General features: G+C 61.2%; 11 protein-coding genes. 9 read left to right on the top strand and 2 right to left on the bottom strand.

The features are described from left to right. Positions 1 to 21 precede the first annotated feature (21 nt). Complete coding sequence (locus tag F3J19_RS14950; RefSeq protein WP_167042605.1) at positions 22 to 2,103, bottom strand: SUMF1/EgtB/PvdO family nonheme iron enzyme; 2,082 nt, start codon at positions 2,101 to 2,103, stop codon at positions 22 to 24. A 433-nt stretch (positions 2,104 to 2,536) separates the two neighbouring features. Between F3J19_RS14950 and F3J19_RS14945 the strand changes: the two genes are divergently transcribed. The 3 genes from F3J19_RS14945 (at position 2,537) to F3J19_RS14935 (ending at position 4,038) form a co-directional block, all read left to right on the top strand. After that, positions 2,537 to 2,968, top strand: coding sequence for a DUF4399 domain-containing protein (locus F3J19_RS14945; RefSeq protein ID WP_240158978.1), 432 nt, complete (start codon positions 2,537 to 2,539; stop codon positions 2,966 to 2,968). A gap of 51 nt (positions 2,969 to 3,019) precedes the next feature. Continuing rightward, a complete protein-coding gene (locus F3J19_RS14940) occupies positions 3,020 to 3,463 on the top strand; it encodes a DUF4399 domain-containing protein (protein ID WP_167042601.1) in 444 nt (147 codons plus the stop codon). A 290-nt stretch (positions 3,464 to 3,753) separates the two neighbouring features. Next, a complete protein-coding gene (locus tag F3J19_RS14935; protein WP_167042599.1) occupies positions 3,754 to 4,038 on the top strand; it encodes a hypothetical protein in 285 nt (94 codons plus the stop codon). A gap of 21 nt (positions 4,039 to 4,059) precedes the next feature. Here the strand turns inward: F3J19_RS14935 and F3J19_RS32645 are convergent, their stop codons facing one another. Next, on the bottom strand, positions 4,060 to 4,452 hold the full coding sequence (locus F3J19_RS32645; RefSeq protein WP_167042526.1) for a hypothetical protein: 393 nt from the start codon (positions 4,450 to 4,452) through the stop codon (positions 4,060 to 4,062). On the opposite strand from F3J19_RS32645, the gene F3J19_RS14925 reads away from it, so the two are divergent. The 6 genes from F3J19_RS14925 (at position 4,376) to F3J19_RS14900 (ending at position 15,225) form a co-directional block, all read left to right on the top strand. After that, positions 4,376 to 5,788 (top strand): efflux transporter outer membrane subunit, encoded by a 1,413-nt coding sequence (locus F3J19_RS14925; RefSeq protein WP_167042850.1) that lies wholly within the window; start codon positions 4,376 to 4,378, stop codon positions 5,786 to 5,788. The genes F3J19_RS32645 and F3J19_RS14925 overlap by 77 nt on opposite strands. A gap of 248 nt (positions 5,789 to 6,036) precedes the next feature. Further along, on the top strand, positions 6,037 to 8,637 hold the full coding sequence (locus F3J19_RS14920) for an FHA domain-containing protein (protein WP_167042597.1): 2,601 nt from the start codon (positions 6,037 to 6,039) through the stop codon (positions 8,635 to 8,637). Further along, positions 8,615 to 9,988, top strand: coding sequence for an HlyD family efflux transporter periplasmic adaptor subunit (locus F3J19_RS14915; protein WP_167042595.1), 1,374 nt, complete (start codon positions 8,615 to 8,617; stop codon positions 9,986 to 9,988). Before F3J19_RS14920 ends, F3J19_RS14915 begins: the two co-directional genes overlap by 23 nt. Before the next feature lie 37 nt (positions 9,989 to 10,025). Then, positions 10,026 to 10,778 carry a peptidylprolyl isomerase gene (locus tag F3J19_RS14910; RefSeq protein ID WP_167042593.1) on the top strand — a complete coding sequence of 251 codons (753 nt, stop codon included), beginning with the start codon at positions 10,026 to 10,028 and terminating at the stop codon, positions 10,776 to 10,778. A gap of 29 nt (positions 10,779 to 10,807) precedes the next feature. Beyond that, a complete protein-coding gene (locus F3J19_RS14905) occupies positions 10,808 to 13,867 on the top strand; it encodes a peptidase domain-containing ABC transporter (RefSeq protein ID WP_167042591.1) in 3,060 nt (1,019 codons plus the stop codon). Next, complete coding sequence (locus F3J19_RS14900) at positions 13,864 to 15,225, top strand: sigma 54-interacting transcriptional regulator (protein WP_167042589.1); 1,362 nt, start codon at positions 13,864 to 13,866, stop codon at positions 15,223 to 15,225. Before F3J19_RS14905 ends, F3J19_RS14900 begins: the two co-directional genes overlap by 4 nt. The last annotated feature ends 19 nt before the right edge of the window (positions 15,226 to 15,244 follow it).

Genomic DNA, 15,244 nt, shown 5'->3' with positions numbered 1-15,244 from the left:
TAGCCTCGAAGCTCAAGCGCCTTAGCGCAGATCCTTCACGACACGAAAACCATCCTGCGATTGACGCACGCCCGCGCTGTACTTGAAGCGCGTTGCACTGAGCATGTAATTGCCGCCCTCGCGCCACGAGCCGCCGCGAATGACGCGCATTTCGCAGGCCGGGCTGTCCCATGCGTGGCCGTCGGCGGGCGCGCCCTGATACGAGTTGTGCCAGCAGTCGGCGGTCCACTCCCAAACGCCGCCATTCATGTCGTACAGGCCGAGCGGATTCGGCATGTACGAGCCGACGCTCTCCGGTCCTTCCTTGTGCCACGGGTCGCCGCAATCCTTGCAATTGGCAGTGCCCTTGCGCATCTGTTCGCCCCACCAGTACGCGGTCGTGGTGCCGGCGCGGTCCGCGTATTCCCATTCGGCTTCGGTGGGCAGGCGGTATGGTTTGCCCGTGGTTTTGGCGAGCCATTTGACGTACTGCTGCGTGTCGTCCCAACTGAGGTCGCGTGCGGGCGCGGCCTTGTTGGTATTGCTTTCGGGTGTGAGCTTCTGACATGCATTCGCGGCCACGCAGGCATTCCATTGCTCGACCGTCACCGGGTATTTGCCGATCGCGAACGATGCACCGATGCTCACGTGATGAACGGGCTTTTCCGACGGGTCGTCGGTGTTGCTGCCCATGGCGAACGAGCCGGCGGGTATCGCGATCATGATCGGACAGGTCGCGCAATCGCGTATTTCGCCGGCAGTCGGCGGATGGGCGACGGTTTTCTGCACGAGCGGGGCGGCGGTTGCAGCGGCGGCGGGCGGCGGCGCGGAAGGAGCGGGTTGTGCGGGTGATGCCGGTGTTGTGTGGGCGGGCGCCGGGGTTGCGGCACTCGCTTGTGCGGTAGTGGTCGTGCGTGTGGCGGGTGCCACCGTGGCGGCTTGAGAAGCCTGGCTGCTTTTCGCCGCGGGTGCAACCGGGGACGCCGCAGGCGCCGCACCGACCGTCGCATTCGAGGCGGCCGCCGCGCGCAACCGGTCGATCCGCGCATGCGCGAGCGTGGCGAAGCGGCCATCCGGATAGGCCTTCAGATAAGCCTCGTAATCGGCGGGGTAGTTGCTGTCCTTGATCGAATTCCAGAACGTGATTTCGTATTGCTCGTTGCTGTCTTTGGGCAGAAGGCCGCGGCTGCGCAGTGCGATGACGTCACGATCCGATGCGCCCGGTCGCGACACGGCGTCTTCGCTTACCGGCTCGACGGCGGAAAGCGCGGCCGTGGTCCACGGTTGTTGCGCGCCGTGCGTTGCCTCGCGAACTTCGGCGGCGGCGCGTGGCAGCAGGTCGGCAAGCGATTGCGACGGCGCATTTCGCAGTGCGCGCAGCCATGCGGCGGTATAGACGCCGTGACGCGGACCGTCCGCCGCAAAACTGCCCGGCGCGGTGGCATATGCAATCACCGTGTTGGCAGGCAGCGCCGAGGTACTCATGGTTGCCGCTGCGGGTGTAAATGGATTGTTCAGGCAGGTATCGAGAATCGCGAGATTGAGCCGGCCGGCGCGCGACGATTGCATCGCATGCAGGACGGTATTCAGATCGACGCCGCTCCTGAGTAGCGACGCGGGCGCGTGCAATAGCGCGTCTGCTTCGGGCTGCGCCGGTACAAGCAGCGTTTGCTGTTCTATTTGCAGGGCGTGCCCGGCGAAATAGAACAGTGCGATATCGCCTGTTTGCAAGCGCTTTGCGAATTCGTCGATGGCTTGCCGCATTTGCGACGGGGTCGCATTCGTGCGGGAAATGACGTCGAAGCCGCGCGCGCGTAGTACATCGCGCATCGCCTCGGCATCGCGCGGCGCGTTGTCGCGAAGCGGTTCCAAAGGATTGCCGTATTCGCCATTGCCGATTACGAGCGCAATACGTCGTGCGTGCTCATTGCCGCGCGATGGAGTAAGTGGCGAGAACATCGGCGCATTTTTTTTCCTCTCCGCCGAGGTACTCGCAACCGCGCTCGCGACAGTACTCACCGCGCTACTCGCGCCGATATTCTCACGTTCCGTCGCGGCAATAGCGACGCCCGACTGCGCGTGAATTGCCCCGGCCATGCACACCAGCAGGAATTTTCGCCACATCTTCATATCCTGTTTGTACCGGACAGAATTCAGGCATTCGAGGACCGCGTGGTTCGCGGTATCCGCTGAAATACGGCGGGGAAGCATCGATGCCGCTATCGGACATTGACCCGCAACCTGTCAATAACGATAGCACGCGCTTTGCACGTCACCACTGTCCGGAAGCGCTCGGCGCGTCATACGGTTAACGAGTATCGCGTATCTTTTTCGCAAGTTACGTCCTAAGCTGATTCACAAAGTCGCGCCGCATGGTCGTTTTAAGTAGGCGGCAGTCCGGACATCCGGGTTCGCGACATGCCGCTGGAACGCCCGGAAGGCCATACGCAGCCGGGCCTGCCATGACCCCTCTTCGGGAGAGTGAGCGATGCGAAGAACCCGTATTCCCCATCTTTCCAGCAGGCTTGCGGCGCGCGCGCGTGGCGGCGCATTGCGCATGAGCTTGTGCGTGGCGGCCGTTGCGGTATTCACGAGCGTCGGGCCAAGCGGTGCCGCCTATGCCGAGCAGACGCCGTCGCCGCCGGGGGCGGAAGAGTACATCATCTGGCCGCCGGACGGCGCGGTGATTCATGGCGGCAAGCTCTGGGTGCGCATGGGCTTGCGCAATATGGGCGTGTGTCCGAAAGGCGTCGCGATTCCGAATACCGGCCACCATCATCTTCTGATCGACACGGACTTGCCGCCGCTCGATCAGGAGATTCCCTCGGACCGGCAGCATCTGCACTTCGGCGCCGGCGAAACCGATGCGCGTATCGAGTTGCCGCCTGGCAAGCACACGTTGCAACTGATACTCGGCGATCACAATCACGTACCGCACGTACCGCCTGTGTATTCGAAGAAGATCACCATCACCGTGCTGAAAGACTAGCGCACCCGGTTCGTTCCGTTCGAAACGGATCGGCGGCATCGGAGAGACCTCATGGACAAGATCATTGCGGCCGCGGCGCTGCTCGCAGTCTCGGCATTGACGGCGTGGGCCGTGCCGGAAGCGGCATGGGCCGGCACCACGCCGGCGCCGCCCGGCGCCTATGCCTATATCGGCTATCCGAACGACGGCCAGGTCGTGCCGGCCAACAAGCCTTTTCGCGTCTGGTTTGGCCTGCGCTTCATGGGCGTCGCGCCGAAAGGCGTCAAATACCCGAATACCGGCCACCATCATCTGCTGATCGACACCGACCTGCCGCCGATGGACCAGGAGATTCCCTCGGATCGTCAGCATCTGCATTTCGGCGCAGGCGAAACGGAAACGATGATTCAATTGCCGCCCGGCAAACATACGCTGCAATTGTTGATGGGCGATGACATGCATATGCCCCACAACCCGCCGGTGTACTCGAAGAAGATCACGGTCATTGCGCGCTGAGCGATGTATGGCATGACGTACGGAAGCGCGCGTGATCGACTGTCGCGATGCAGCCAACCATTTCGAATGCGATGTTGGCTGCAATCCACCACTTCCCGTTTCATCTTCCATCGGCCAGGTTTCCGAGCCATGTTGCCGATTCGCTGAAGCCCTTTGCGAGCAGGCGTTTCGAGGTATCGACCGGAAGGGAGAGCACGGTTGGCATAGCTCATGCGTGAATGGCGTCCGAGCAGACAGGTTGCTCGATTCCCAACGCAGGACTATGCGCTTGCCCTTCCAGGAGATTGACCATGAACACGCTGACGATCAAGGATCTGTCCATCACCGAGCAACTCGACAGCCAGGCCATGCGCGCCGTGCGCGGCGGCAACGGCTATTACGCTCCGTGGTCGTCGTATTACAGCTTCGCGCCCGTGTATGCGCCGAACAACAGCAAGAACGTCGACGCGACTCAACTGATCAGCACGACGATGAATATCCAGAGCGCCAACGGTAACAACTCGGCGCTCGTCAACGGCACGACGACGCAGATCGATCCGCATGTGACGTCGAACAACAACATCTTCGTGTCCTGAGCGACGCGGCGCACGCGCGCCTTATTGTCCGCGCGTGCGCATTTCACGAGCGAGTTGCTTAAAAGACCGCTTATTCAATCGTCTTTTCCACGCACCCTTCGCGCTTTCGACTGATTTTCGACTGATTGCCGCTCGATTTCCGCCTGTTTTCCCGTGCCGACATTTCCGCTGCTTCGTGGCCGAAGCCGCGCGGCAGCGATTCGGTCTCGAACGCCGTTTTTTCTCGCGGATAAAGCGGGTGCCACCGGAGACAATCGTGTCATCGTTGCTCGATTCCTTGCTGCCTGAATCTTCGGCTTCCCGCCGCGCTCTTTCCGCGATCGCGGCATCGAGCGGTATTGGCAGTGCACTGCGCGGCGTTTGTGCCGCAACGGTCTGCGCGCTGTCGCTGTGCGCCTGTGTCGATGTCAGCATGCCGGCGTACAGGCGCCCCGACACGCCTGCAAAGACAGCGTGGTCGGATCAGAAGGGCGCGCTGGTCTCGGCGGCCGCGACGATCGAGCGCGACTGGTGGAAGGGTTTCCAGGACCCGTATCTCGACACGCTGATCGACAAGGCGATTGCGGGCAACTTCGACATTCAGGTGTTGGCCGCGCGGATCGACGTCGCGAGCACGCAGATCAGCGAAGCCAAGGCAGGGGCCTTGCCGACCATGGACCTTGGCGCGGGCGCCGATTTCCAGAAGACCACCGGCTTGCCTTTTACGAAACAGTACAACCTCGCGACCCAGGTGAACTGGGACATCGATATCTGGGGCAAAGTCGAAAAAGGCGTGCAGGCGCAAAAGGCCGAATTTCATGCGAGCGAAGCGGATTGGCGTGCCGGTTATCTCGAACTGGTCGCGAATGTTTCCAGCACCTATTTCCAGATCCTGCAATTCGACGATCAGATCGAGCAGCAGCAAAAAACGCTCGGCACGAACCGGCAGATTCTGACGATTTACGAAGGCCAGGCGCGCAATGGCCTCGTGCCGCAAACCCTGGTATTACGGCAGCAGGCCGAAATCAACCGGTTGACGCATGACCTGTACGAATTGCGCCGCGCACGTGCGGTCGCCAATAACGCGCTTTGCACGCTGATCGGCGTGCCGGCCGGCGAATTCCAGCTGCCGCCGGGCCATTTGCAGGAACGCGTGAAACTGCCGGTCGTGCCGGAGGGTTTGCCCGCGCAATTGCTGTCGCGACGGCCCGATGTGGTCGCCGCGGAATTCCGGGTACTCGAGGCGTATGACCTCGTCGGCCAGGCGAAGCTCGCGCAATTGCCGAGCATTGGCCTGACTGCCCAAGGCGGTACGGCGAGTTTCGCGCTGAATCAACTGTTGAAATCGTTTACGTTCGGCATCATGCCGAGCATCGATATTCCCTTGCTCGATCCGGGCGTGCGTGCGCATGTGAAAGTGACCGAGGCGCAATCGAAAGTCGCCGAACAGCAGTATCGCGTGGCCGTCATGGGGGCGTTCGAGGAAGTCGAAAACGCACTCGTCAATCTGAGCGCGCACAAGCAGCAGCGCGAGGAATTGCTGCAGCAGGTTGCGCGTTTGCAGATCGTGGCCGATCAGATTCAGGCGCAATTGCGGCTTGGCGTCGTATCGCAACTCGAAGTTTTCGAAACCGAGCGGACTCTACTCGACGCACAGCAGGCGCTGCTCGAAAATCATCAGGAGATTCTGTCCGACACGGTACTGCTGTACAAGGCGCTCGGCGGCGGCTGGCCGAGCGTCGACGTGCAGGCGCAAGTCAAAGACAAGTAAAGGAACATTGAGCTAATCCGCGTGGTGGCGTACGGCGCGGGTATTTAGGCCGCGAATGACGCATCCGTGCTGTTCCCGGCAGACGATATGGAAATTGACACTCGCCATGCGTGACTTACAATTCTTTAGGGGTCTGCGTTCGCGCGGCTCCTCACGACAACATCGTTGCGCCGTGGTTCTTCGTCCCTGTTCCACCGTGTCCTTCGCGTTCCCATCGCGACAGGTACACGCTTAGTGATCCAGACAAAATGGCCGCCGGCGAAGATTCGATTGCTGAGATGCGCGCGACAGTGGACGCTGCCTTCGACGTGGTGCTGTCGCCGGTTGCGTCCGCGCAACGCCCGTCGTTCGACGCGATCCGCATCGTCGACACGCTGTTTGCTGTCGGCCGCAGCGAAGCACCGTTCAACGATTACCCCGCGCAGTGGACCGCGAGTCTGTCGCGCCGTCATGCGCGCATTTTTATCGAGCATGGCACGGTGTATGTGGCCGATCTCGGCAGCAAGAACGGCACGACCGTGAACGGCGTCGCGGTGCGACAAACGCCGGCGCGCGTGCGCGCGGGCGACGAGCTGTGCTTCGGCGGCGAGTTTCGCTACCGCGCCGGCATCGAGCCGCGCGCGCGCATCGTCGCGAGCAGCGGCGAGTCTTGCGCGCTTCGTCTGCTGCTCGCGCCGCAGCGCGACGACCTCGGTCTGCAACCGGTCGAAGTACACGCGTTTCCATTTCTCGTCAGCAAGACGGACGAGGTTTTCTCGCGTTACAAGGAACGCTATCCGCATCAGGTCAATTACATTTCGCGGCGCCATGCGCATCTGTTTCTGAAGAGCGGCGAGTTGTTCGTCGAAGATCTCGGCAGCACCAATGGCACGTTCGTGAACGGCGTGCGGCTCGACGAAGCGGCATTGCCGCTCGCGGACGGCGATGTCGTTGCATTTGGCGGCGATCATTTCGTCTACAGAGTGTCGCTACAGAAACAGCCTGACGTCGAGCCCACCGTGACCCAGATTTCACTGAACCCGGCCGCGGACAGCGCGGCCGATGCCGACAAGACCACGTTCGTGGGCGCCGCGCATTCGTTCCTCGATATCTTTTGCGTCGATCCGGCGCTGCAACGCGAGGACGAGGTGAACGAGGCGGCACAGGTGGCGACTGCGCAGGCAAAGCGCGACGGGGCCTATTCAGGAAGAAACGGTGCGCAAGCCGCCAATGGTGCGGGCAATCACGGCGGCGCAATCGGTAAGAACGCGGCGAAGCATGAAAAGAATGCCGTGAGAAGCCAGTCGCGCTGGCGCCTGCTGGCCGGAGAATTCAAAAAGGCGCTCGCCGACGGCGAACGCACGAACGTCCGTCGTATCGCGGCGTGGGGCGGCGCGGGTGTCGTCGTACTGGCCGGACTGGGTGTCGCGCTTTATCTGCATGGCTCGTCGGAGCGCGAGTTGAAGAACCTGCTCGCCAGCGGAGAGTACGCGAGCGCGGTTACGGTTGCGCGGAGTTATCTCGCCAATCATCCGACGGACACGAAAATCAGTGCGCTCGCGAGCGAAGCACTCTTGAAGGCGCAACTTCCAGGCTGGCTCGATACGCTGCAAAAAGCGCAATTCGATCAGGCCGATGCGCGGCTCAAGGAGATGAAGTCGTTGAGCGCGAACAATGCGGACGCGGGCTCGCTGGTCGGCGAATTGCAATGGGTCGGCGATCTGGAGCGGTTCGTCGTCGCGCGCGGTGGTGTCGATGCGCCGATCCGCATGTATGCGGACGAACCGACGATCAGCAACCTGCTGCGCCGCTGGAACGACGATGCGAGAACGCACCAGCGCGCGCTCGACCGGATTGCGGGCTACGTGCCTCAGTTCGCGGAGCCCTATGCGCTGGCGCTCAGTCATTTGCGCAAGCTGGAAAGCGACGATTCGGTGTACGTTGCCGCAATCGATCGGCTGAACGGCGTGATTCGCGCCGAGCTTGCGCGCGACAAACCCGATGCACTCCCGGCCGTACTCGACGATTATGCGCAGCGTTATCCGCGCCTTGCGGGCCTCGACCGCGTACGCGAGGACTTGCGCCAATACACGGCATTGCTCGATGCCGCGTTGAGCCGCCAATTGACGTCATTGCTCGCGATGATGAAGTCGGCGCATTTCAGCACGCCGCCGTTTCAGGCGCAATTCCGGCAACTGGCCGCCGCGCGCTTGCCTTCGGCGGAAATCGTCAGGCAGCAGAATCGGGTCGATGCCGCATGGCAGCGTGGCGATGCACAACAGGCGCTGGCCGGTTTGCAGTCGATGCCCGCGAGTGCCTGGTCCGACGTGTTCGCGGCCGAATCGGTGCATAAGAAAGCGCTGTTCGATCAATACACCGATTTGCAGAAAACGCGCGATGCCAAAGATTATGACCAGCGTCTGCTGTCGTTCTACGCGAGTCTCGATCCGCAAACGGATGCGTGGTTCGTGCAGTCGATTCAGAAGGACGTCGCTGCATTGCACGACAAAGCGCTTGCTCGTGCGCAGGACTCGATGCTGCGCGCGCAGAGCTTGTGGAGAGCGTATCGCGCGAGCGGTCCGATCGGCGGCACGCAACGGCTCGAAGCCGGCATTTCGCCCGGCTTTCGCAACGAGGCGCGCCTGCTTTCCGATGCGCAAACCGCGGCCCAACAAGGCATGCGCATCTACACGCAACTGAAGGCCGACCGTCCGGCCGACTTCGACCGCCTGCTCGCGGATATCGAGGCCGAGGCGAGTTTGCAGCGCCGCTCGCTGACCGAATTGCGGATGGTGCTCGACCCCGCGCTATTGAAAGCGAAGCTCTCGCTGATTGGAGGCGATCAGAGTGAAACGCGACCCACACCCTAGACCGTTGTCCGAGGCGCTCGAAGATCACAGCGTCGAAGGCATCGCGATTCTGACCTCGGAGCCGGTGCGGATCGCGCGCGCCTTGATCTGGGCGATGGTGGCGCTAGTCGTGACGGGACTGCTGTGGTCGTTCGTCGGCCGCGCGGACGTGATCGTCAGCGCGCCGGGCACCTTGTCGCCGGAATCGGAGGTACGGCGCATCTACGCGCCGATCGACGGCGAACTCGCTGACCTCTATATCGCCGAGGGACAGCCGGTGTCGAAAGGCGACGTGCTCGCGCGGCTCAATGCACGCGGCGCGATCGAAGCCGCGAGTAATGCGTTGCAGGCGCAACTCAAGCTCGAAGACGCCGAGCGCGAATGGAAGCAGTTTCCCGAGAAAAAGGCGCTGCTTGAACGCAAGGCCGCTGCATTGAAAGCGCAACTCGAAGTGGAAGAGCGACTGCACGAAAACCGCGTTTCCGAGGGTACGACGAAGCTGGCCGAAGGACAGAAAGCCGAACTCGATGAAGCCCGCAGCGCACTCGACAATGCGCGTCGCACGCGCGAAGCGGCACGCCAGGAACTCGACCGGTATTCGCGGCTTTTCGCGCAGCCCGGTGGCGGCGGCATTGCCGAATTGCAGGTCGAGCAGAAGCGCACGGCGGCGCTCGAAGCCGATAACGCCTATCGTGTCGCGCAATCGAAACTTGCGGAACTCGACTTCCGCCTGAGCCACGAATACGCGCAGGCGAATGCGCAACTGGCAACCAGCGGGCAGCAAAGCACTGATCTTCAGTTGCAATACGACTCGGCCGTGCGCGATATCACCGATGCCGAAGACAAGCTGCGCGTGCAATTGCAAAGCGCGCGTCTCGAAGCCGATGCGGCCGCGCGAGTCCGTTTCGAGAACATCGACAAAGATAACTTCCTGCTGATTCTCGCGCCGGTTTCGGGCGTCATTACCGACGTCACGTCGACGCAGCGCGGCGACAAGATTCAGGCGAATGCGCCGCTCGGCGGTATTGCGCCGAAAGACGCGCGGCCCGTGCTGAAGATCGAAATCGCCGAGCACGATCGCGCGTTTCTGCATGAGGGGCAACCGGTCAGGATGAAGTTCAATGCGTTTCCGTATCAGCGCTACGGGCTTATCAGCGGCACGCTCGCATCTATTTCTCCGGCGACGAAACCGTCGGTGCAGGACAAGCAGCCGGTCTACGAGGGCCGCGTCACGCTCGATAAAGACTACTACCAGGTGGCCGGCACGCGTTATCCATTGCGTTATGGCATGACCGCCAACGCGGAAATCGTCGTGCGCGAGCGGCGCCTGATCGACCTCGGTCTCGATCCGTTCAGACAGGTGGCGGGTTGAGCACAACGATGACACGTCAATCAAAGGAGCGGATCAAATGACCGCGATAGTGCGTATCGACGACGAAGTCGTGGACGTCGACGAGTTCATTCGTCTTCTGAAACTGACGGGCCAGTTCGAGAGCCTGATCGAGCAGATCGTGCGCGACAAGCTCACCGTGCATGCGGCGAAAAAGCAGGGCGTGGCCGTGAGTGCCGAAGAAATCCAGCAGCGTGCCGACCAGTTTCGCCGCGTGCGCGGGCTGCATCGCGCGGCGGACATGAATCATTATCTCGACGCGCTGCATGTGAGCCTCGACGAATTCGAGGTATTCATTACCGACGGGCTCTATCAGGAGAAGATGCTCGACGAGGTCGGTAACGATGTCGCGATCCGCGATTACTTCGCGCTCAATTCACCGAAGTTCGATTCGATCGAGGTGAGCCATATCGTGCTCGACAGCGAGGGCAAGGCGAAGGAAATGATTTCGTATCTGCGCGACGACCCCGGCAGTTTCGCGGAAATGGCGCAGGAGCATTCGATTGCCGATACGCGCGAATCGGGCGGCGTAATCGGCAAGGTACTGCGCGGTTCGTTGAAACCCGATATCGAAGCGAAAATCTTCAATGCAGCGGTCGGCGATCTGCTCGGACCATTCGCCTCGGCGGACCGTTCGTGCTTCGAGATTTTCGCGGTGACGGCCAAATATCCGGCCATGCTCGACGCCGACGTGGCCACTGAAATCCGGCGCCTGCTGCGCGAGAGCTGGCTGATTGCCCGCGCGCAGGAACACGTGATCGAAGCGCGCTAACGCGCTCGCCCGATTCGAATTCGACGCCCATGGACGCTCCCCAGACCGCGCCTTCCACCGCTGAATTTCTGGCCTCGGTGGAAATACTGTCGCCGTTCTCGCGCGACGAGATCGAGCGGCTCGCCGAGTATGCGCAGGCACGTTTCTATTCGTTCGGTGAAACGGTCTGCTTGACCGGCGAAGTTGCCGATGGTCTGTATGTGATCCGCTCCGGTTCCGTGCGCATCTTTACCGAGGAGCATGGCAAGGAAACCAGCATGGGCGTGCGCAAGTCGGGCGAGATCTTCGCCGACATCGCGATGTTGCGCACGTATATCCACGAAGCGTCGGTACGTGCTTCGGCAAAAACCGAATTGCTGTTTATTCCGCGCACCGCGATCGAGCCGGTGATGGCCGGCAATCAGGCGGCGTTGGCGTTCGTCGCGAGCTATGTTGCGATCAATTCGGCGGGCGGCTTCGTCGCGCAACTGTTCGATCTGCGCGGCAAGCTGAACAAGGCCGAACTCGAAGAATACGTGCGCAGCGTCGGTGCGAAGAAAGTGTCCGCCGGCAAGGAGATTCTCAGGCAGGATGGCCGCGGCGATCGCCGTCTCTATGTGGTGCGGCAAGGCGAGGTTCGCATCGTCCGGCACGAGGAAGGGCGCGATTACACGCTCGCGACGCTCGGCGAGGGCGAGATATTCGGCGAAAAGGCGTGCCTGATGCGCCAGGAGCAGATGGCTTCGGTCGTCGCGTCCACCGACACGCGTTTGCTCGTGATTCCCGAACGCACGGTGCATTTCATTCTCGAACGCAATCCGAAGCTGCGCGAAGTACTCGACGAACGCATCCGTTATGGCGACCGCGAATTGCAGCGGCAAAAGCGCCTGGAGCAGCGCCGCAAGCTGCCGTTGATGCTCGATTTGCGGAGCAAGCCGGAATTCGGCGAGAAGATCATCAAGCGCTTTGCGCTCGTCGAGCAGGCCGAGGAAATGGATTGCGGTGCCGCGTGTCTCGCGATGATCTGCCGCCACTACGGCATTCCGATGACGCTCGGCAAGCTGCGCGAACTCGCGAACGTAACGACGCAAGGCGCGACGCTCGACAGCCTCGCGCGCGCCGGCGAATCGCTCGGCTTTGCGACACGCGGCGTGCAATGCACGTTCGATTCGCTGCGCGGCTTCGATCTGCCGTTCATCGTGCATTGGGAAGGCTATCACTACGTCGTCGTGTACGGGCTTTCGAAAGAGTATGTGTGGCTGGCCGACCCGGCGCTCGGCTTCAGAAAACTCACGGTGGAGGAGTTCGAGCGCGGCTGGAGCGGTACGTGTCTGCTGTTTACCGGTGGGCCGCAGCTATTGCAGATGTCGGCCGCGCGCTCGCCGTGGATACGTTTTGTCGGCTACCTGAAGCCATACCGGACGATACTCGGCTACCTGTTTCTCGCGACCTTCGTGATTCAGGTATTGGGCGTGATCCCGCCGCTGATTATCCAGAACATTCTCGACGGCGTGGTCGTGCATCAGAACGTGAGCTTGCTGCACCTGCTAATCGGCGGCCTGATTATTTCCAACGTGTTCTCGCAATTGATGTCGACGATTCGCGCCTATCTCGCGAATTTCATGGTGCGTAACATGGACTTTGCGATGATGTCGCAATTCTTCAAGCATACGTTGTCGCTGCCGTTCTCGTTCTTCGCGAAGCGAAAAACCGGCGATATCTTCGCGCGCTTTCAGGAGAACCAGACGATTCGTGCGTTTCTGACCGAGTCGACCGTGACCACCGCGCTGAATCTGCTGATGATCTTCATCTACTTCACGATCATGTTCGTCTACAACGTGAAGATGACGCTCGTCTTGATCGCGTTCGTGATTCCGATCATGGCCTTGACCGTTATCGCGACGCCGAAGATCAAGTCCTATGCGCGCGAGGTGTTCACCGCGTCGACCGAGGCAAAGTCGTTCCTGATGGAAGCGCTCTCCGGTGTCGAGACCGTCAAGGGTATGGGCATCGAACGGCCCGTGCGGCTGCGTTGGGAGAAGAAGTACGCGAAGGCGCTCGAATTGCAGTATCGCGCGCATGCTTTCGGTATTCTCGTCAGCTTCGGCAGCCAGTTGCTCAATGCGGCGACGACGATTGCTATTCTATGGGTCGGCGCGAATCTGGTGCTCGCGCATGAATTGTCGATTGGTCAGTTGATCGCGTTCAATGCATTCATGGGCAGCGTACTGGGTCCATTGATGGGGCTCGTCGGCCTGTGGAGCATGCTCAACGACGCGGGCGTGGCGATGGAGCGGCTCGGCGACGTGCTCGACATCGAGCCCGAACAGAAACCGCAGGACTTGCCTTCGCGAGTCATGCTGCCGGAACTGCAAGGCGAAATCAGCCTGAGCGGCGTCTATTTCCGCTATGGCGAAGACGATTCGGCTTATGTGCTCGAAAACATCAGCTTCGACATCAAGCCCGGCGAACTGGTGGCGATAGTCGGGCGCAGCGGCTCGGGCAAGACGACGCTCGCGAAACTGCTGGTCGGCTTCTATCAGCCAACCGAAGGCAAGATGACGATCGACGGCTACGATGCCGGTGTGATCGACAAGAACTATTTCCGTGCGCAGATCGGCTACGTGATGCAAAGCAATCTGCTCTTTTCCGGCACGATTGCCGAGAACATCGCGAGCGGCGACGATGCGCCCGAGCGCCGCCGCATCGAGGAAGTCGCGAAGATGGCCGACGCGCATGGCTTTATCAGCAAGATGCCGCTCGGTTATGAGCAGATCGTCGGCGAGCGGGGTATCGGGTTGTCGGGCGGGCAGATCCAGCGGCTCTGTATTGCGCGCGCGCTTTATCACGATCCGCGTCTGCTCGTATTCGACGAAGCGACCTCGGCGCTCGACTCGCAATCGGAGAGCAATATTCTCGGCAATATGCACGACATTCTGCGAGGCCGCACCGCGATAATCATCGCGCACCGGCTCAGCACGATCATGCGCGCGGACAAGATTCTCGTGCTGTATGAAGGCGCGATTGTCGAACAGGGCTGTCACGAAGAACTGATTCAACGCGGCGGCATGTATTACCAGCTCGTGCAGAAACAGTTGAGTGCATCATGATGAAGATACTCGATCAGACGGAAGAGGCCAGTCCCGCGATTTCGTATGCAGGGCTGATCGAGCGGATCGAGATTCTGCGCTCGACGTTGCGCTGGTCGTCGCGGCTCGAACGCGCGGATATCGACAAGCTGCTCAGGCAAGCCACCTCGCTGCGCGACGAAGTGATGCAGCTTTCGCACAAGGAGCGTTTCGTGCAGGCGGCCGTGGCCGCCGAGCCGCAGGAGTCCGCGGATCAATCGCGCGGCGCGCGCCGCAAGGCATTGCTCGAACGCAGCTTTATTTTCGAGGGAACGTTCGGCGACAATCCGCGCCTGCTTGAATCGCTCGAAATCGCCGAGAAAGCGGCGCCGACCGATTTGCCCGTGTTGATCGACGGCGAGAGCGGCACCGGCAAGGAGTTGATGGCAAAAGTGATTCACGCGAATGGCGCGCGTGCGGACAAGCCGTTTATCTCCGTGAATTGCGGCGCGATTCCAGACAACCTGCTTGAATCGGAACTGTTCGGTCATCGCAAGGGCGCGTTCACGGGCGCATCGAATGATCGCAAGGGCAAATTCGAAAGCGCGCATACGGGGACGATCTTTCTCGACGAGATCGGCGAATTGCCGCTGGCGGGGCAGGTGAAACTGCTGCGTGTGCTCGAAGCGCACGAGATTCAGCGTGTCGGGTCCGACGAAACGATTGCGGTCGATACGCGCATTGTCGCGGCGACCAATCGCAATCTGCGCAAGCTCAGCGAAGAGGGCAAATTTCGCGAGGATCTGTTCTATCGGCTCAGCGTGATTCACGTAACGCTGCCGCCGTTGCGCGAGCGTCGCGATGAAATACCGCTGCTGATTGCATGGTTCGGCGACGAGGCGGCCGGCAGCCTGAAGCGCCGGCCCGTCAGATTGATGCCGCGTTTGCGGGACTTTTTGTTGAGCTATGCGTATCCCGGCAATATCCGCGAATTGCGCAACGTGATGTACCGCATTTCATGTCTCGCGGGCGAGATGGCCGACGTCGATCATCTGCCGCTCGATATGCGGCCCGCTGCGCCTGGTTCCACGACGGCCGCCGCGGATGATGGCATGCACGCAAACGGCGCACAGCCGATCAGCGTCGCGAATCTGATGTCGTTGAGCGACGCGAAGCGTGCCGCGAGCGACGACGCCGAAAAGGCGTTTCTCGAACGTGGACTGCGCGAGGTGAGCGGCACCGTTGCCGAACTGGCGAGACGGATCGACATGAACCGCTCGCATCTGCAGATGCTGCTCAAAAAGCATGGACTGCATTCGAAGGATTATCGCAATCGCAATGTACCGGCGGGAAAACAGAACGGCAGCGACGAGCCGGAGGAAGAAGACGGCGAAGCCTGAAGTCCGGTCGGCTCCAACG

Source organism: Burkholderia sp. Ax-1724 (assembly GCF_011752995.1).
Lineage (GTDB): Bacteria > Pseudomonadota > Gammaproteobacteria > Burkholderiales > Burkholderiaceae > Paraburkholderia.
This window is presented reverse-complemented; position numbering and strand designations above follow the sequence as displayed.

Excerpts from the sequence above, each read along its gene's own strand:
- F3J19_RS14950 (WP_167042605.1), bottom strand. The coding sequence starts at position 2,103 with ATGTGGCGAAAATTCCTGCTGGTGTGCATGGCCGGGGCAATTCACGCG.
- F3J19_RS14945 (WP_240158978.1), top strand. The coding sequence starts at position 2,537 with ATGAGCTTGTGCGTGGCGGCCGTTGCGGTATTCACGAGCGTCGGGCCA.
- F3J19_RS14940 (WP_167042601.1), top strand. The coding sequence starts at position 3,020 with ATGGACAAGATCATTGCGGCCGCGGCGCTGCTCGCAGTCTCGGCATTG.
- F3J19_RS14935 (WP_167042599.1), top strand. The coding sequence starts at position 3,754 with ATGAACACGCTGACGATCAAGGATCTGTCCATCACCGAGCAACTCGAC.
- F3J19_RS32645 (WP_167042526.1), bottom strand. The coding sequence starts at position 4,452 with ATGCTGACATCGACACAGGCGCACAGCGACAGCGCGCAGACCGTTGCG.
- F3J19_RS14920 (WP_167042597.1), top strand. The coding sequence starts at position 6,037 with ATGGCCGCCGGCGAAGATTCGATTGCTGAGATGCGCGCGACAGTGGAC.
- F3J19_RS14910 (WP_167042593.1), top strand. The coding sequence starts at position 10,026 with ATGACCGCGATAGTGCGTATCGACGACGAAGTCGTGGACGTCGACGAG.
- F3J19_RS14905 (WP_167042591.1), top strand. The coding sequence starts at position 10,808 with ATGGACGCTCCCCAGACCGCGCCTTCCACCGCTGAATTTCTGGCCTCG.
- F3J19_RS14900 (WP_167042589.1), top strand. The coding sequence starts at position 13,864 with ATGATGAAGATACTCGATCAGACGGAAGAGGCCAGTCCCGCGATTTCG.